Source organism: Undibacterium sp. SXout7W, from assembly GCF_049339385.1.
Lineage (GTDB): Bacteria > Pseudomonadota > Gammaproteobacteria > Burkholderiales > Burkholderiaceae_D > Undibacterium.
Genome location: NZ_JBMPPF010000021.1, coordinates 69,162 through 86,073, shown reverse-complemented (window position 1 = coordinate 86,073; position 16,912 = coordinate 69,162). Strand labels below are relative to the sequence as shown.

Genomic DNA, 16,912 nt, shown 5'->3' with positions numbered 1-16,912 from the left:
ATGGAGACACCTGGTTGCTCGCAAGCCTGAACTACCTGGGCTTTGAATTCGGCACTATGGCGTCGGCGCCTTGGCACGGGAGGAACTGCATTCAGATTCATAATGTACATGTACCCAGTTATTACGTAGACACTATGTTCTATAAATCCGGAGCGCGGTTCAAGACGACTTTACCGGGTGCTTACCAATCACCACCACGCCAACCAGATACAAAGCTGCAGCATAAATAATCTCGGGATAAAAACAAGGGCTGATAGGATTTTATCCCTATCAGCCCTTGTTTTATGGCTTATGTTTTGTGTCTTAAGGCTTTAGCAAGGCAAGAACTGAGAGTAGTTCATCTCTGATTTGAAACAAATTAACGACTGGTTCATCTTTCTCAGTTTCCATCATTGCACGTTCACCAGAATGAGTTCCCAACTTATTCCGGGCACCGTTAATGGTGAACCCCTGCTCATACAGCAATTCACGAATCCGGCGTATCAATAACACTTCATGATGCTGGTAATAACGACGATTACCACGCCGTTTCACTGGCTTCAATTGAGAAAATTCTTGCTCCCAATAGCGTAAAACGTGTGGCTTCACGCCACATAATTCACTCACCTCACCAATTGTAAAATAACGCTTCGCAGGAATAGGCGGTAAGGTGACAGGTTCAATCTTGAATTCAGTCATGAGAATTTTCAGGCAGCGTGCGCAAGAGGTTGACCACTAGCATCATCAACCATACCTTTCAGTTTTTGACTGGCATGGAAAGTGACAACTCTACGTGCAGTAATAGGAATTTCTTCCCCAGTTTTCGGGTTACGTCCCGGACGCTGAGGTTTGTCGCGAAGCTGAAAATTGCCAAAACCGGACAATTTTACGGCCTCACCTCTTTCCAAGGCATCGCGAATTTCATCGAAAAAAGTTTCCACCATATCCTTTGCCTCGCGCTTGTTCAAACCAACTTGCTCAAAAAGCAATTCAGCTAACTCGGCCTTGGTTAAGGTGGGTAACTCTTTTTCCGCTTGAGAACGAGCCCTGGCCTCCAGCATCGCACGATTTAAATCAGCATCCAGCACTGACTGAAATTCAGCGGAATTTACGTCATTCATTATCAAACTCATCCAGTCTATGCGAGCAACAATCAATCATCTCAACGTAATTTAGCAGAGAATTTAGCTCCTGCAGCTTGAGTAAATGCTGCCATTGCTGCCTCCACTATATCGTCCTGTAATGTTGCTTGAGTATCTTGCAAGCTAAAGCGGAAAGCAAGGCTTTTCTCGTCAAACTCTAAACCTTTTCCACGATATTCATCAAACAAAACAATGGCTTGCACCATTTTGCATACAGGATTAGCTGCTACTTCAGTATAAAATACATCCAGTAAATCCTGCACTGAAAGTGTTTGCTTAACAACAAGAGCCAGATCGCGTGTCACCGCTTGAAACTTGGAAATTTCTTGATATACAGGAACATGAACAGACTGCAATGCTGCAGAATCCAGTTCAAAAACAACTGGCGCCAAAGGTAAGTCATATTTTTGCTGCAAACGAGGATGCAACTCACCGATAAACCCAATGACGTGTCCGTCGCACTCAATATCCGCACTACGTCCTGGATGCAATGCGACATGCTGGCTTTTCACGAAACGTAATACCTTTGGTGAAAACAATGCTTCCACATCCGCTTTGACATCGAAAAAATCGACATTTCGAGTCGCTAGCCCCCATTGCTCATCTGCTACAGGACCGTAAGCCAGTCCTGCCAAATGTTTTGATTGCTGGTAACCTGCGACCTCCAATGGACCGTCCTGTACAGTGTCATCAGTCTTATAGATAGCCCCAATTTCAAAAATACGAATACGGTTAATTTTTCGATTTAAATTGTAACGCGTATTGGAAATCAAGCTACCCAACAGATTCGTGCGCATGACACTCATCTGACTAGCAATAGGATTTAATAATCTGACAGGTTTATCATTGCCAGCAAAATCTTTTTCCCATGCTTCTTCTACAAAACTGTAATTAACGACTTCCTGATAATCCTGATCTGCAATCAAGCGACGTACGGCAAACAAAGAACGCTGATTTTCAGGTGCAATTAACATTGAGTTGGCGGCAACAGGTGGCAATGTCGGAATATTTTCAAAACCATACACGCGCGCAATTTCTTCAATCAAATCCTCTTCAATTTCAATATCGAAGCGATAAGAAGGAGGTGTCACCAGAAATTCACCATCCAGAAGCGTAAACGGCAGATTCAACCGTTTAAAAATATCAGCAATCATTACGTCCGTCAGCGGCACGCCAATCACTTTTTGCGCACGCGCAGTACGTAATTTGACTGGCAAGCGCTGCGGTAAGTTAACGATCTGATCGTCGACAGGCCCCAGTTTAACTTGCTCACTGCCGCCACAAATTTCTACGATCAGTGCACTGATGCGCTCAATGTGTTCGACGATACTTTCGAAATCGACACCGCGCTCAAAACGGTACGCAGCATCTGTAGAAAAGTTGAAACGACGCGCCCTGCCCTGAATTGCATTCGGCCACCAGAATGCCGCTTCCAGATAGATATTTTGCGTATCCAACGTCACTGCGGTGGAATCCCCACCCATGATGCCTGCCAACGATTCAATCTCTTTATCGTCAGAAATCACGCCAATCCATTCATCCACTGCAACAGTATTACCGTTCAAGAGTTTCAGTGACTCACCCGCTTTACCCCAACGCACATCAAGGCCGCCATGAATTTTATCGAGATCGAATACATGAGAAGGACGCCCGAGTTCCAGCATCACATAATTGGAGATATCAACCAGTGCCGAAATCGGTCGCTGGCCACTGCGCTCCAGACGTTGCTTCATCCATTCCGGTGTTGGTGCTTTCGCGTTCACGCCGCGGATCACACGACCGCAGAAGCGTCCGCATAAATCTGGGGCTGAAACTTTTACCGGCAATCGTTCAGTTAATGTCACCGGCAAGGCTTTGGTAGTCGGCAACTGCATGGGTGTGCCGGTCAATGCCGACACTTCACGCGCAACGCCCAGCACCGACAAGCAATCGGCTTTGTTCGGCGTCAGTTTGATGGTGAATTTCAGATCATTGAGTTCGTAGTAATCGCGGAAATTCTGGCCGACCGGCGCATCCGACGGCAAATCCATCAGACCACCGTGATCTTCCGATAATTTCAGTTCGCGCGCCGAGCACAGCATGCCTTGCGACTCGACGCCACGCAGTTTACCTACCTTGATTTCGAACGGCTTACCGTCTGCGCCCGGCGGCAGTACTGCACCAGCCATCGCGCACGGAACGCGCATGCCTACGCGCACGTTCGGCGCGCCGCACACAATGTTTAATAGTGTGCCGGTACCAACGTCAACCTGACAAATGTTGAGTCTGTCAGCATCCGGATGCTTGGCGATTTCGCGGATTTCGGCAACCACGACATTAGTAAACGGTGGAGCTACTGGCTCCACCTCTTCGACTTCCAAACCAGACATAGTCAGCAAATGGGATAACTCATCCGAAGTCATATTCGGATCGACCATGGTACGTAGCCAGTTTTCAGAAAATTGCATAATTCAGCCGTCTCATGTTGGGGTTCTGAACGTAAAATTCGCTCAAAGAAATTAGTTGAATTGCTTCAGGAAGCGTAAATCGCCTTCATAAAACAAGCGCAGATCGTTCACGCCGTAACGCAGCATGGTCAAACGCTCAAGGCCGGAGCCGAACGCAAAACCAATATATTTTTCTGGATCAAGTCCCATATTACGCACGACAGAAGGATGCACCTGGCCGGAGCCAGACACTTCCAACCAACGGCCTTTTAGCGGACCACTACCGAACGCGATGTCGATTTCGGCGGAGGGCTCGGTAAACGGGAAATACGAAGGACGGAAACGCACCTGTAAATCGTCAGTTTCGAAAAATGCTTTAACGAAATTCAGATACACACCTTTGAGATCTGCGAAGCTGATGTCTTCAGCAATCCACAAACCTTCCACCTGATGGAACATCGGGGAATGTGTAGCGTCACTATCAACACGATAAGTACGGCCAGGAGCAATAACCTTGATCGGAGGCTTATTCATGCGCGCATAGCGAACCTGCATCGGACTGGTGTGAGTGCGTAGCAGTAATTGTTTGCCCTGGCTATCTTTGCCATCGACATAAAAAGTATCTTGCATGGAGCGCGCAGGGTGATTTTCCGGGCTGTTCAATGCAGTAAAATTGGTCCAGTCAGTTTCGATTTCCGGGCCATCTGCCACGTCGAAACCGATAGAGCGGAAAATCTCTTCGACACGCTGCCAGGTGCGCATCACAGGGTGGATGCCGCCGACACTGCGGCCACGGCCAGGCAAGGTTACGTCAATTGCTTCTGAGTTCAAACGTGCCTGCAATTGCGCATTCGCCAGCGCATCGCGGCGTTCGGTCAACGCGGTTTCAATCTGTACTTTGGCGGCGTTAATAATCGCGCCCTGAGCTTTGCGCTCATCTGGGGTTAATTTGCCCAGACTCTTCATCTGTTCGGTAATCTGACCACTTTTGCCAAGGTACAGGGCTTTAGCATTTTCCAGCGCTGCGGCGTCCGCTGCCGCAAGAAAATCAGCACAGGCCTGGCTGACGATTTGATCTAATGGGTTCATGCGTTGTTCCCGCTTATATAGAAGCTGAAATTATGAGCTGAAAACAAAACGGGGCATAGGAATCAACCTCTGCCCCGCTTGATAGATGCGATCTGCTGAACAGATCGCAAGCGACTACAAATTACTAATTACGCAGCCAGGTTGGCTTTAACTTGATTAACAATCGCAGCAAACGCTGGTTTGTCCATCACTGCCATGTCTGCCAGTACTTTACGGTCGAGTTCAATAGAAGCTTTTTTCAAGCCGTTCATGAACACACTGTAAGTCATACCGTGTTGACGTGTTGCTGCGTTGATACGAGTAATCCACAGTGCGCGGAATACGCGTTTCTTGTTGCGGCGATCGCGGTACGCGTATTGACCAGCGCGCATAACTGCTTGCTTGGCAATACGAAATACTTTACTGCGACGACCACGGTAACCTTTGGCAAGGTTCAGTACTTTTTTATGACGGGCACGAGCTGTAACCCCACGTTTTACTCTAGGCATAATAACTCCTTAAATAATGAGTATGAGGTTAGGCTGTTGGCATCATGCGCATAACGGATACCATGTTGGTGTCATGAACACCTACAGCACCGCGCAATTGACGTTTGTTTTTGGTTGTTTTCTTAGTCAGAATATGACGTTTGAAAGCTTGACCGCGTTTAACGGTACCACCTGGACGGACGCGAAAGCGCTTTTTTGCGCTACTTTTCGTCTTCATTTTTGGCATAGTACTATCTGTCTGTTAGGACAGCTCCAGTTTTATATGATGGTAGGTGGCAGCAACAATCGCTACTCTTGGATGCCTACTTCTCACTTATTGTGGCCAGTTCATGTCTGAACTGGCCTATCGCAATCCCTACCAGGGCAGGTGCTGCAAAATCAAATGCTTACTTTTTTTTCTTCGGCGCCAGAATCATGACCATCTGACGACCTTCCATCTTTGGAAACTGCTCAACTTGACCGTAAGGCTCCAAATCCAGTTTTAAACGTTCAAGTACACGCATACCGATTTCCTGGTGAGCCATTTCGCGACCACGAAAACGCAAAGTGATCTTTGTTTTATCACCTTCATCGAGAAACTTGATCAGATTACGAAGCTTGATGTTGTAATCACCATCATCTGTACCAGGGCGGAATTTGACCTCTTTAACCAAAATGACTTTTTGTTTCAATTTGGCTTCATGAGCTTTCTTCTGCTCTTGATACTTAAACTTGCCGTAATCCATCAAACGACAAACTGGAGGCTGGGCAGTTGGTGCAATCTCCACCAAATCCACATTAGCCTCTTCGGCCAAGCGAAACGCCTCACCCAGTTTAACGATCCCCAGAGGTTCGTTATCAACGCCAGACAAGCGCACTTCAGGCGCGGTAACTTCACCGTTGATACGATGTGTTCTTTCGGTAGCTATTGCAGTTTCCTTTAAAAAATAAAATCTTTACCGCGCTATTCTGCCAAAGCAGAATTGCCGACTGATCTGTTAAACCTTAGTTGCCACTTCGTTTTGCAAACGAGCGATGAAGGTATCAAGAGGCATTACCCCTAGATCCAGATTGCCACGCGTACGCACGGCTACGGTGTTAGCATCCCGTTCTTTATCCCCAATGACTACGATGTAGGGTAACTTTTGAATTGAATGTTCGCGTATTTTATAGGTAATTTTCTCATTACGCAAATCGGTATTTACTCTAAATCCTTGTTTCTTCAGGATTTCTGCAACAGATTTTGTATATTCCGACTGCGACTCGGAGATATTCAAGACAGATACTTGCACTGGTGCCAACCACAAAGGCAAGGCGCCAGCGTGGTTTTCTATCAAAATACCAATAAAGCGCTCCATAGAACCAACAATCGCACGATGCAACATGACCGGCACTTTCCGACTATTGTCATCCGCCACATATTCCGCGCCCAGACGTCCGGGCATAAAGAAATCGACTTGCATCGTACCAACTTGCCACGGACGACCGAGACTATCTTTCAGGTGATACTCAATCTTCGGACCATAAAAAGCCCCCTCACCAGGCAACTCTTCCCATTCAGTCACGCCGCAGCTACGCAAACCTGCGCGCAAAGTCTCTTCAGCCTTATCCCATATTTCATCAGTACCAATGCGATTATCTGGACGCAAAGCAAGTTTAATAGCGATATTTTTAAAACCAAAGTCGTCATAGACTTTCATTGCCTGAGGATGGAATGCAATGACCTCATCCTGAATCTGCTCTTCAGTACAAAAAATATGACCATCATCCTGAGTAAAGCCGCGAACGCGCATAATACCATGCAGGGCACCAGAAGGCTCGTTACGGTGACATTGACCAAACTCACCAAAGCGCAAAGGCAGATCACGATAGCTCTTCATGCCAGAATTAAAAATCTGCACATGGCCAGGGCAATTCATCGGCTTCAAAGCATATGCACGATTTTCCGACTCTGTCACAAACATATTATCTTTGTAGTTATCCCAGTGCCCGGTTTTACCCCACAGGCTACTATCCAAAATTTGCGGCCCCTTCACTTCTTGATAGCCACAGTCCTGGTAAACTTTACGCATATATTGCTCGACCTGCTGCCAGATAGTCCACCCCTTTGCATGCCAAAATACCAACCCAGGAGCCTCATCTTGAAAATGGAATAAATCAAGCGCCTTACCCAACTTACGATGGTCGCGTTTTTCCGCCTCTTCCAACATGTGAAGGTATTGCTCCTGATCCTCTTTCTTTGCAAAAGCAGTGCCATAAATCCGCTGCAGCATTTCATTCTTAGAGTCGCCGCGCCAGTAAGCACCTGCCAGTTTCATCAACTTAAACACCTTCAGCTTGCCGGTCGACGGCACATGTGGCCCACGGCACAAATCAGTAAAGCTACCTTCGGTATATAAGGAAACATCCTGATCTGCAGGAATTGATTCAATAATCTCCGCCTTATATGCTTCACCTATAGATTTAAAGTAAGCAACAGCCTCATCGCGAGGCAGCACTTTACGCACCACTTGCTCATCCTTTCTAGCAAGCTCAAACATTTTCTTCTCGATCAACACCAAATCATCTGGCGTGAAAGGACGTTTGTACGAAAAGTCGTAATAAAAGCCGTTTTCGATCACAGGACCTATCGTCACTTGCGCATCCGGATACAATTCCTTAACTGCATAGGCCAGCAAGTGAGCGGTAGAATGGCGTATCACCTCCAAGCCATCCGCATCCTTATCCGTCACTATCGCCAACTCGACATCCTGCTCGATCAGGTGAGATGTATCTACCAGCCTTCCATCCACACGGCCAGCCAAGGCCGCTTTTGCAAGACCAGCGCCAATACTAGCCGCCACCTGTGCCACTGTAACTGGAGCATCAAATTGACGCTGCGAACCATCAGGAAGTTTTACTGAGACCATGTCACTCTCCAAAGTGGCAGAAGTTTGCCGATAATTAGAAATCAAAAATGCAGACGAAAAAAAAGCACGGCTAGCCGTGCTTTTTCAATTTAATACAGACGAAAAAGAGCCCGACTAGAGTCGCTCCCAAACCATTTTCGTGGTAGTTCGCGGTGTCATAACCAGGCTGCCTTTCTCGCTCTTATTCAAGAAATGTACATCTAAAATCTATGGTAGACACGATTGGACTCGAACCAACGACCCCTACCATGTCAAGGTAGTGCTCTAACCAGCTGAGCTACGCGTCTAAAGAAACGAGAGTATATCAGAGACTTTTAAGTAATTGCTAGTAGCTGACCGAAATTTCTTAAAACATATCTCTGATTTTGCGAGGCAAAAACAATTCCTCCGACTTATTGCCTGCGAACCTCCAGAACACCGCTAACCTCCTGAATGACCATCAATGCCCTCTGCAGCATCGCTGTACCTGCAATCTCAACGGTAAACGACATTCTCGCCTGCGATTTTGCACTTTGCGTTTGGACACCAATAACATTCATTTTTTCACGCGAAAACACCTCAGAAATATCCCGCAACAATCCTTGCCGATCTTGCGCAAGTACAAATATATCAACAGGATAGACTGTGTCCTTATCATGCCCACCCCAAGTAGTCTGGATCACACGCTCAGGTGCCTTATTGCGCATTTCTGCAAAATTTTTACAGGTCAGGCGATGTATCGACACACCTTTACCGCGCGTCACAAAACCCACAATATCATCTGGAGGAGCTGGCTTGCAGCAGCGTGCTAATTGTGTCATCAAGCCATCAGTACCAACTACCAATACGCCAGACTTAGCTCCTTGTGTAACGCTGGAAGATTTACTTTTATTAGTGATACTAAATTCATCAACCAGTACCGTCTCGACGTTATCACGCAACACCGTTTCTATCTGGCGTAAACTGAATTCATCCTTACCGACCGATAAGAACAAATCATCCACCGCAGCAAATCCTAACTTACGTGCCAACTCTTCCAGATTGACAGCCGTTTTACCTTCCCGCTGTAAAGTTTTTTCCACCAACGCGCGGCCATTTGACAATGTTTCCTGCTGGTCAATTGCATTAAACCAAGCACGGATTTTACTTTTAGTGCGCGTACTGGCTGAATACTCCTGATTCAGCCAGTCACGGGATGGGCCAGATTGTGCGGAACCGGCTTTCAGCGTGATAATTTCGACGGTCTGCCCATTTTTCAGCGGTGTATTTAACGGCACCATGACATGATCCACGCGCGCGCCCCGACAACGATGACCAACATCGGTATGCAACTGATACGCAAAATCGATAGGCGTCGCATTCCTTGGTAACTCGATGACACGTGCCTGCGGTGTCAATACATAAATTCGATCATCAAGACTCGCCGCCTTGAGCTTTTCTACCCATTCCCGTTGCACATCCTCGTGCTCAACAACGGTTTCAGCAACGTCCGTCTTCCAAGCCAGCAGTTGACGCAACCAGGCAATTTTTTCGTCATATTCTTGCGCCAGAAAATTCGATCCACCGCTCTCTTTATAACGCCAGTGGGCAGCCACACCATATTCTGCAAACTGATGCATTTCCCGCGTTCTGATCTGCACCTCCAAAGGACGACCATCTTCGACGACCACCACCGTATGCAATGATTTATAACCATTCGGTTTGGGACGCGAAATATAATCATCAAATTCTCTTGGCAGCGGTACCCAGGCGTTATGCACAATGCCGAGCACGGTATAACAGTCTTTGATATCGTTGACGATGACACGGAAAGCTCTGACGTCATATAACTCGTCAAAATTGACATCCTTTCCCTTCATCTTTTTCCAGATGCTGTAAATATGCTTCGGACGTCCTGATACTTCCGCTTTAATACCCGCAGCCTTTAATTCAGAATTCAATCTGGCAATCGCTGAAACAACGAAGCTCTCTCGCTCGAGCCGCTTCTCTTCCAGCATTTTCGCTATCCGCTTGTACTGCGCAGGCTCAAGGAAACGGAACGATAAATCTTCAAGCTCCCATTTCAGTTGCCAGACCCCCAACCTGTTCGCAAGCGGCGCATATAAATCCATGGTTTCACTGGCATATTGCTGAGCAGCGCCATCGTCACGCTTACACTCAGCAAAATAGCGCAGTGTTGTTACACGTGACGCCAGGCGAATCAACACCACGCGCATGTCGGTCGCCATCGCCAACATCATCTTGCGTAAAGTTTCCATCTGGGTTGCCGCTTTGCCCGCAGCGTCTTTACCCCGTCCGACATCGTGCTGTGTCAGCGCGGCTTCGCGCAGTTTCATCAAGCGCCGGATACCACTCACCAACTCGACAAGCTCCCTGCCAAAACGTGCCTCAATTTGCTCTGCAGCCGCAGGACATAGTGCCGGCAACTCAAATAATAGCGCCGCTATTCTTGTATCGATATCCGTGCGAAGCATCGCCAGCGTGGATACGACACCCTGCACAAACTGCAAGGCATTTTGTCCGGTAATTACATCCTTGCCGGAATACAAAGGCGTGACAAATTCAAGCGCCTGTAAAAACCGCTCTGCCTCTGCTTCCGACAGTCCTTCCAGCAACTGGGACTCAGACACGGTGGCCGAAATAGATACCATATAACTCTTTTTATATTTGTGCCGCTGTAACGACAATCTCAATCAACCATTCGGGGTTAGCCAACTTCGCCTCGACCGTCGCTCGCGGCGGAGAATTTTCCGGCGCAACCCAGACATCCCACACCTGATTCATTTCATTGATCAAACTGATATCTGACAAAAAAATCTGGCAACTAAGAATATGCTTCTTATCACTCCCCGCCTCTGCCAGCAAGCGATCTACATGGCCCAGCACTTCTCGGGTTTGACCTGTGATTCCCTGACTGACATCCTCCGGAATTTGCCCCGCAAGATAAATAACCTTGTTGAATATCGCCACCTCTGACAGGCGATGACCTACGTGTAATCGCTGAATACCCATATCATCCTTATTTAATCTTTACTAAGCAAAAATTGTCTCGCGATTGCAATCTGTTCAGGCTGTACGAACGTCGGCACATGGCCGACTCCCGATATTTCCACCCTCGTCGCACGAGGGCCTCTCTGCGTCATTTCGTGGGCAGATTCGGCAGAGATCAGATCGGATAACTCTCCCCTGACCAGCAAAGTCGGACAGCGTATTGCATCGTAGGCAGCCCAAAGCATGGCTTGTGCCAGAGTCGCTTGCTCCGGCGTCGTCAACTTAAATGGCTCAGCCAAAGCAAGATCGTAATGACGTATCCACTGTCCCTCCGGATTTTGCCGTAACACATCATGTGCCAGCTTATCCCATTGCGCATCGGTATGCGGACCAAATGAAGCAGAGATCAAACGTATATATGTCACTGCCTCCTCATACGTCTGAAAACGAACATCCTGACCAATATACTCTCCGATTCTTGCAAGAGCCGTAAGATTCAAAGCTGGCCCGACATCATTCAAAATCAGTTTACGAATAGGGTTGTCCGCCAGTGACGCCAACCCCATACCGATCAAGCCCCCCATGGAGGTGCCGAACCAGTCGACGTGTGTAGCATCCAATCTCGCCAGCAACGTCACCATATCACTGACATACTGCGGCACCTGATAGAACATGGGATTGCGCAAGCGACCTGATTGTCCACGCCCGACCACATCAGGACACACAACCCGGTATTCATCACACATCGCGCTTGCTAATGCATCAAAATCGTCAGCAACCCGAGTAACGCCATGCACACATACCAATACCTTAGGGTTGTCTGCATCTCCCCATTCCTTATATGACATGGTGTGCAGCCCGGCCGGGGAAATGCATTGCACTGCTTTGCGTGTAGCCTGCATGATCACTCCTTGTTGAGATATTTCTATTGATGGAAATGCCTGACATTTTACTGGTCGTTACGCTTAAAATCATCGTTATGAATTTTTATCGCATGATTTTTCACCCATAACTCAGTCAGGAATCAATATGCCATCATCAATATTGCAAGGAAAAACCGCTTTAGTTACCGGCTCCACCTCTGGAATCGGGCTAGGTATTGCACATTCGCTGGCAAAGCAAGGCGCCACTATTATTTTTAATGGCTTCGGAAATGCTGATGACATTCGGCACATTCAACAACAAACTGAAACAGACTACGGAGTTAAAACCGGCTATCACAATGCCGACATGAGCAAATCCAAAGAAATTGCTGATCTGATGGCGTATGCACAACAAGAATTTGGCGGCGTAGATATTTTAGTCAATAACGCAGGCATACAACATGTCGCCAATATTGAAGATTTTCCAGAAGAAAAATGGGATGCCATTATTGCGATCAATCTGACATCCTGCTTCCACACCACCCGACTGGCACTACCGCACATGAAAGCCAATAACTGGGGACGCATTATTAATATCGCCTCGGTACATGGCCTCGTCGCCTCGGCACAAAAATCTGCTTATGTTGCGGCAAAACACGGACTCATTGGCCTCACAAAAACAACTGCTCTGGAAACCGCGCAATCTGGTGTTACCTGCAATGCCATATGCCCGGGCTGGGTACTGACTCCACTAGTACAAACGCAAGTTGATGCGCGCGCAGAAAAAGACCATATCAGCAATGATGAGGCAAAAAAAGCATTACTTGCAGAAAAACAACCCTCTGGTGAATTCGTTACACCTGATCAACTAGGAGATTTGGCCGTATTTTTCTGTAGCGACGCTGGCAGTCAGGTACGTGGCGTGGCATGGAACATGGATGGTGGCTGGGTTGCTCAATAAAGCACAAACGAAGACTACTTAGCTGTTCAATGTCGATAAGCAATTTATCTTCGGCCACGTTCTCACACCAAGTTTACAAGGAGTAAAGATGACTACAATGATACGACCACTGTTGCTCAGCCTTAGCTTGTTAGCCTTACACGTACAGGCATCCGACAAAATGAAACCAGGTTTATGGGAAATGAGCATGCGTTCGGACGCGATGAAAAGTATGCCCAAAATTTCCCCTGAACAAATAGAAAAAATGAAGCAAATGGGTATTAAGATGCCTGCCATGCAAAATGGTGCGATGGTGCATAAAGTCTGCATTTCAAAAGAAATGACCGAACAAAATGCCCCTTTCACCGCAGCCAAAGAACAGCAGTCTTGCCAAAGCAAAAATGTGTCGAAATCCGGCAGCAATTACTCGATGGACTTAATCTGCGATAGTCCGGAAATGAAGGGGGTAGGTACCGTAAAAGGAAGCGCCACGGGAGACAGCATGAGCTCAGTCTACGATTTCAAGGGAACTGCGCACGGGCAGGCCATTTCGCAACACATGGAAACAAGTGGGAAATGGCTGTCATCAGACTGCGGAGATATCAAGCCGATCGGTGAAATGCCACCAACAAAGAAATAACCAAATAATCATTCACTCAGATGTACAAAAGCCGCTATTACTAGCGGCTTTTTCATATACTGATGTCAATAAATCTAAACTTAAGCAAACTCACTCACATCCAGCGTTGCTTCTGTCTTGGTGACGATTTCTTCTTTACTGACGCCAGCGGCCAACTCAACTAGTTTCAAGCCCTTTGGTGTCACATCAATCACACCCAGATCTGTAATAATGCGATTAACTACGCCAACACCGGTCAAAGGCAAATTGCAGGCCTTCAGAATTTTATGAGCATCCCCCTTGGCAACATGCTCCATGAGAACCACCACGCGACCAACGCCTGCCACCAGATCCATTGCGCCCCCCATCCCCTTGACCATCTTGCCAGGGATCATCCAGTTCGCCAGATCGCCTGTTTCGCTGACCTGCATTGCACCGAGAATCGCCAGATTAATTTTCCCACCGCGGATCATGGCAAACGAATCTGCCGAACTAAAAATGGATGAGCCTGGCAAAGTTGTCACTGTTTGTTTGCCAGCATTAATCATATCTGGATCTACTTCATCTTCCGTTGGAAATGGACCAATGCCCAATAGACCATTTTCTGACTGAAGCCATACTTCCATTCCTTCCGGAACGTGATTGGCTACCAGAGTAGGTAAACCAATTCCGAGATTTACATAAAAACCATCTTGTAACTCTTGCGCCGCGCGCGCAGCCATTTCGTCACGATTCCAAGCCATATTATGTCTCCTTAGATTTATTTTGCAGAACGTACTGTACGTTGTTCAATACGTTTTTCAGGTGAGCTATTGACGACGATACGCTGCACAAAAATACCTGGAGTATGAATTTCATCCGGATCCAATTCGCCGGTCTCGACCAGTATTTCGACTTCAGCAACAGTGACCTTACCTGCCATTGCGACATTAGGATTAAAGTTGCGAGCAGTTTTTCTGTACACCAGATTACCGGATTTATCTGCTTTCCATGCTTTCACCAAAGAGACATCGGAAACTAATGAGCGCTCCATCACATATTGCTGACCATCAAATTCCCTGATTTCTTTGCCTTCAGCGACAATCGTACCAACGCCGGTTTTGGTAAAAAATGCAGGAATACCAGCACCACCAGCACGCAACTTTTCAGCCAGAGTGCCTTGCGGAGTAAATTCCAGCTGTAACTCACCAGCGAGATACTGACGTTCAAACTCTTTATTTTCGCCTACATATGACGAAATCATTTTTTTAATCTGGCGCGTTGTCAGTAATTGACCTAATCCGAAGCCATCTACACCGGCATTATTCGAAATCGCGGTCAGATTTTGCACCCCCGTATCGCGTAACGCGGCAATCAATGCCTCAGGAATGCCGCATAAACCAAATCCACCTACTGCAATGGTTTGACCGTCTTTTACGATATCCGCCAGCGCAGCGGCTGCATCAGGATAAACCTTATTCATAACCGTCCCCTATCTTATTCAAATACAACTTATTTATTTCTGGCAGTTCGATCAATATCAATCGTCAAACCACCAGCGTTTTCAACTGACATACAGGATATGATGCTGCGCTATACTGCGCAATACCGTAAAAATACCTGAATAATCAGGCAAAAACTTAACAACTACTTACCGCAATATGAACGCTGTGCAGGCCATCGATTTTGAATCCATTTTCCAGTATGCGCCAGTCGGCATGTGCGTGTCACAAAATCGCATTATCAGAGCATGTAATGATGCACTGGCGAATATGTTTGGCTATCAGAAGGAAGTACTGATTGGACAATCGTTTCTGGTGCTGTATCCAAGTCCAGATGAGTTTGAAAGAACCGGTGTCCGGATAACACCAATTATGAATGCCAAAGGCTCTTATTCTGATGAGCGCATCATGAAGCGTGCCAATGCTGAATTATTCTGGTGCCATGTATCGGGCCGAGGGTTACAAAAAGAAGATCCGCATGCTTATGGAATTTGGACATTTGATGATTTGAGTGCTAAACGTCCCGTGACGGCAGAGCTGACACCACGAGAAAGAGAAATTGCAGCGCTGCTGGTCGAAGGAAAAACCAGTAAGCTGATCGCTCGTCAGATAGGTCTTAGTCCACGCACTGTGGAAATGCACAGAGCAAAGCTCATGCGCAAATTCACAGCATCTACTTCCAGCGAGCTTGTACACAAATTACTAGGCATCATTCGCTGATCAGCCCTTGTCGTGTGAGGTACTCAGTTTTTTTTACGCTTGGATTGTTTCATTTCGTTTAGCTTTTGCTTGATCGGGTCCGGCAAAGGCACTGATTTTTCCGTCACAGGACTGACCCAGACAACTTTCGCCCCACCTTCAGCATATAAGACATAGCCATCACTGACTGAGCGCATTTCCTGCACGGTTTCAAAACTGCTTCGTCCCGCTGCACCAATATAAGTGCACACCTCTACCTGATCTGGATACTTCAGCGGTTTTTTAAAAGTGCAATGTGCGTTGACGATGACAGGACCATTACCATTATCATCCGGCAAACATCCCATCATCTGCAACCACTCTATTCTGGCTTGCTCCATGTAGCGGAAGTAGATCGTATTGTTGACGTGCCCCATCGCATCCATATCGCCCCAACGGATCGGTATGGTGACGGTATACACCAGCTTTTTATCCGCAACCGTCACCTCCGTCATTGCACACTCATTCCATCATCTGCTGTCACGATAGCGCCATTAATAAAACGAGACTCTTCAGCAGCCAGCAACAACAACAAACCATCAAGATCTTCAGGTGTGCCAACGCGTTTTCTCGGCAACAAATCAATCAGCTTGCGTCCTTGTTCAGTATCAAAATAATCTGAATTAATCTCAGTCGAAATATAACCGGGACAAATTGCATTGACATTGATACCGTATTTCCCCCATTCCACTGCCATTGCTTTCGTCATATGCACAACCGCTGCCTTACTGACGCAATACACGCCAATCTGCGGTAGTACGCGCAAGCCAGCTACAGATGCAATGTTGACGATACGATGCTGTTTTTTGGGGTCACCTTTATGGCGGGCGATCATACGTTTAGCAGCCTCCTGGGCCACAAAAAAAGCACCACGCTGATTGGTATCCATCACATACGCATAATCGTCCGGCGTAACATCAATCAATCGCTGTGTTGTAGAAACACCAGAGTTATTGATCAGAATATCGATAGGACCAGCCTCCGTTTCGGCATGAGCAATCGCCGACTTAATACTGCCATAATCCGTAACGTCCAATGCGACCACATGTGCGGCCCCCCCCTCAGCTTCAATTTCGGCTCTTAACTCTTTCAATCGATCAATACGGCGTGACGCCAGTACTACCTGCGCACCCGCTTGCGCCAGAATTTTTGCAAATCTCGCGCCAAGACCGCTGGAAGCACCTGTCACCAGTGCTATTTTTCCTTCGAAATTAACTTCTATTCCCATGTGTATCTCCACAGATTATTTGAATAAGCGCACTACTCTAAGACGAAACGCTATGATGACA

The 16,912-nt window shown here is 47.1% G+C and carries 18 protein-coding genes and 1 tRNA gene; 3 read left to right on the top strand and 16 right to left on the bottom strand.

The genetic code is table 11. From position 1 onward, the window contains the following. Positions 1–303 precede the first annotated feature (303 nt). The 12 genes from ACO0LB_RS17690 to ACO0LB_RS17635 all read right to left on the bottom strand — a co-directional run bounded on the left by ACO0LB_RS17690 (position 304) and on the right by ACO0LB_RS17635 (position 11,884). Positions 304–678, bottom strand: a complete 375-nt coding sequence (locus ACO0LB_RS17690; protein WP_423051469.1) for a MerR family transcriptional regulator — start codon at positions 676–678, stop codon at positions 304–306. An 8-nt stretch (positions 679–686) separates the two neighbouring features. Next, entirely contained in the window at positions 687–1,100 is a 414-nt protein-coding gene (locus ACO0LB_RS17685; RefSeq protein ID WP_423051467.1) for an integration host factor subunit alpha, read from the bottom strand. Positions 1,101–1,141: 41 nt separating this feature from the next. Further along, complete coding sequence (pheT, locus tag ACO0LB_RS17680) at positions 1,142–3,568, bottom strand: phenylalanine--tRNA ligase subunit beta (RefSeq protein WP_423051465.1); 2,427 nt, start codon at positions 3,566–3,568, stop codon at positions 1,142–1,144. 51 nt (positions 3,569–3,619) lie between these two features. After that, positions 3,620–4,636 carry a phenylalanine--tRNA ligase subunit alpha gene (gene pheS, locus ACO0LB_RS17675; RefSeq protein ID WP_423051463.1) on the bottom strand — a complete coding sequence of 339 codons (1,017 nt, stop codon included), beginning with the start codon at positions 4,634–4,636 and terminating at the stop codon, positions 3,620–3,622. Between the two features lie 128 nt (positions 4,637–4,764). After that, positions 4,765–5,124: a 50S ribosomal protein L20 gene (gene rplT / locus ACO0LB_RS17670; protein WP_186885142.1), complete on the bottom strand. Its 360-nt coding sequence runs from the start codon at positions 5,122–5,124 to the stop codon at positions 4,765–4,767. Positions 5,125–5,152: 28 nt separating this feature from the next. Beyond that, positions 5,153–5,350: a 50S ribosomal protein L35 gene (gene rpmI / locus ACO0LB_RS17665; RefSeq protein WP_162020098.1), complete on the bottom strand. Its 198-nt coding sequence runs from the start codon at positions 5,348–5,350 to the stop codon at positions 5,153–5,155. Between the two features lie 160 nt (positions 5,351–5,510). Next, entirely contained in the window at positions 5,511–6,032 is a 522-nt protein-coding gene (gene infC, locus ACO0LB_RS17660) for a translation initiation factor IF-3 (RefSeq protein WP_423051480.1), read from the bottom strand. A gap of 69 nt (positions 6,033–6,101) precedes the next feature. After that, the gene (gene thrS / locus ACO0LB_RS17655; protein WP_423051461.1) at positions 6,102–8,012 is read right to left on the bottom strand and encodes a threonine--tRNA ligase; all 1,911 of its coding nucleotides are present in this window, start codon (positions 8,010–8,012) and stop codon (positions 6,102–6,104) included. 210 nt (positions 8,013–8,222) lie between these two features. Continuing rightward, a tRNA-Val gene (locus tag ACO0LB_RS17650) sits at positions 8,223–8,299 on the bottom strand. 105 nt (positions 8,300–8,404) lie between these two features. Continuing rightward, the gene (locus tag ACO0LB_RS17645; protein WP_423051459.1) at positions 8,405–10,642 is read right to left on the bottom strand and encodes a RelA/SpoT family protein; all 2,238 of its coding nucleotides are present in this window, start codon (positions 10,640–10,642) and stop codon (positions 8,405–8,407) included. A 10-nt stretch (positions 10,643–10,652) separates the two neighbouring features. Continuing rightward, positions 10,653–11,003 (bottom strand): RidA family protein, encoded by a 351-nt coding sequence (locus tag ACO0LB_RS17640; RefSeq protein WP_423051457.1) that lies wholly within the window; start codon positions 11,001–11,003, stop codon positions 10,653–10,655. Between the two features lie 11 nt (positions 11,004–11,014). Continuing rightward, positions 11,015–11,884, bottom strand: a complete 870-nt coding sequence (locus tag ACO0LB_RS17635; protein WP_423051455.1) for an alpha/beta fold hydrolase — start codon at positions 11,882–11,884, stop codon at positions 11,015–11,017. Between the two features lie 139 nt (positions 11,885–12,023). Between ACO0LB_RS17635 and ACO0LB_RS17630 the strand changes: the two genes are divergently transcribed. Then, positions 12,024–12,806, top strand: a complete 783-nt coding sequence (locus ACO0LB_RS17630) for a 3-hydroxybutyrate dehydrogenase (RefSeq protein WP_423051478.1) — start codon at positions 12,024–12,026, stop codon at positions 12,804–12,806. Between the two features lie 88 nt (positions 12,807–12,894). After that, positions 12,895–13,425 carry a DUF3617 domain-containing protein gene (locus ACO0LB_RS17625; protein ID WP_423051453.1) on the top strand — a complete coding sequence of 177 codons (531 nt, stop codon included), beginning with the start codon at positions 12,895–12,897 and terminating at the stop codon, positions 13,423–13,425. Between the two features lie 80 nt (positions 13,426–13,505). On the opposite strand, the gene ACO0LB_RS17620 is transcribed toward ACO0LB_RS17625, so the two are convergent. Both ACO0LB_RS17620 and ACO0LB_RS17615 read right to left on the bottom strand, forming a co-directional pair. Continuing rightward, complete coding sequence (locus tag ACO0LB_RS17620) at positions 13,506–14,147, bottom strand: CoA transferase subunit B (protein WP_423051451.1); 642 nt, start codon at positions 14,145–14,147, stop codon at positions 13,506–13,508. 17 nt (positions 14,148–14,164) lie between these two features. Then, positions 14,165–14,866, bottom strand: coding sequence for a CoA transferase subunit A (locus ACO0LB_RS17615; protein WP_423051449.1), 702 nt, complete (start codon positions 14,864–14,866; stop codon positions 14,165–14,167). Between the two features lie 178 nt (positions 14,867–15,044). Here ACO0LB_RS17615 and ACO0LB_RS17610 point away from each other — a divergent pair, with 178 nt between their 5' ends. Beyond that, positions 15,045–15,605: a LuxR C-terminal-related transcriptional regulator gene (locus tag ACO0LB_RS17610; RefSeq protein WP_423051447.1), complete on the top strand. Its 561-nt coding sequence runs from the start codon at positions 15,045–15,047 to the stop codon at positions 15,603–15,605. A gap of 23 nt (positions 15,606–15,628) precedes the next feature. On the opposite strand, the gene ACO0LB_RS17605 is transcribed toward ACO0LB_RS17610, so the two are convergent. Together ACO0LB_RS17605 and ACO0LB_RS17600 are read right to left on the bottom strand one after the other, a co-directional pair. After that, the gene (locus tag ACO0LB_RS17605; protein ID WP_423051445.1) at positions 15,629–16,078 is read right to left on the bottom strand and encodes an acyl-CoA thioesterase; all 450 of its coding nucleotides are present in this window, start codon (positions 16,076–16,078) and stop codon (positions 15,629–15,631) included. Then, positions 16,075–16,851, bottom strand: a complete 777-nt coding sequence (locus ACO0LB_RS17600) for an SDR family oxidoreductase (RefSeq protein ID WP_423051443.1) — start codon at positions 16,849–16,851, stop codon at positions 16,075–16,077. Before ACO0LB_RS17600 ends, ACO0LB_RS17605 begins: the two co-directional genes overlap by 4 nt. Positions 16,852–16,912: the final 61 nt, after the last annotated feature.

Bases quoted from the DNA above. Each gene is read 5' to 3' on its own strand.
- ACO0LB_RS17690 (WP_423051469.1), bottom strand. From the start codon at position 678: ATGACTGAATTCAAGATTGAACCTGTCACCTTACCGCCTATTCCTGCG.
- ACO0LB_RS17685 (WP_423051467.1), bottom strand. From the start codon at position 1,100: ATGAATGACGTAAATTCCGCTGAATTTCAGTCAGTGCTGGATGCTGAT.
- pheT (WP_423051465.1), bottom strand. From the start codon at position 3,568: ATGCAATTTTCTGAAAACTGGCTACGTACCATGGTCGATCCGAATATG.
- pheS (WP_423051463.1), bottom strand. From the start codon at position 4,636: ATGAACCCATTAGATCAAATCGTCAGCCAGGCCTGTGCTGATTTTCTT.
- rplT (WP_186885142.1), bottom strand. From the start codon at position 5,124: ATGCCTAGAGTAAAACGTGGGGTTACAGCTCGTGCCCGTCATAAAAAA.
- rpmI (WP_162020098.1), bottom strand. From the start codon at position 5,350: ATGCCAAAAATGAAGACGAAAAGTAGCGCAAAAAAGCGCTTTCGCGTC.
- thrS (WP_423051461.1), bottom strand. From the start codon at position 8,012: ATGGTCTCAGTAAAACTTCCTGATGGTTCGCAGCGTCAATTTGATGCT.
- ACO0LB_RS17645 (WP_423051459.1), bottom strand. From the start codon at position 10,642: ATGGTATCTATTTCGGCCACCGTGTCTGAGTCCCAGTTGCTGGAAGGA.
- ACO0LB_RS17640 (WP_423051457.1), bottom strand. From the start codon at position 11,003: ATGGGTATTCAGCGATTACACGTAGGTCATCGCCTGTCAGAGGTGGCG.
- ACO0LB_RS17635 (WP_423051455.1), bottom strand. From the start codon at position 11,884: ATGCAGGCTACACGCAAAGCAGTGCAATGCATTTCCCCGGCCGGGCTG.
- ACO0LB_RS17625 (WP_423051453.1), top strand. From the start codon at position 12,895: ATGACTACAATGATACGACCACTGTTGCTCAGCCTTAGCTTGTTAGCC.
- ACO0LB_RS17620 (WP_423051451.1), bottom strand. From the start codon at position 14,147: ATGGCTTGGAATCGTGACGAAATGGCTGCGCGCGCGGCGCAAGAGTTA.
- ACO0LB_RS17615 (WP_423051449.1), bottom strand. From the start codon at position 14,866: ATGAATAAGGTTTATCCTGATGCAGCCGCTGCGCTGGCGGATATCGTA.
- ACO0LB_RS17610 (WP_423051447.1), top strand. From the start codon at position 15,045: ATGAACGCTGTGCAGGCCATCGATTTTGAATCCATTTTCCAGTATGCG.
- ACO0LB_RS17605 (WP_423051445.1), bottom strand. From the start codon at position 16,078: ATGACGGAGGTGACGGTTGCGGATAAAAAGCTGGTGTATACCGTCACC.
- ACO0LB_RS17600 (WP_423051443.1), bottom strand. From the start codon at position 16,851: ATGGGAATAGAAGTTAATTTCGAAGGAAAAATAGCACTGGTGACAGGT.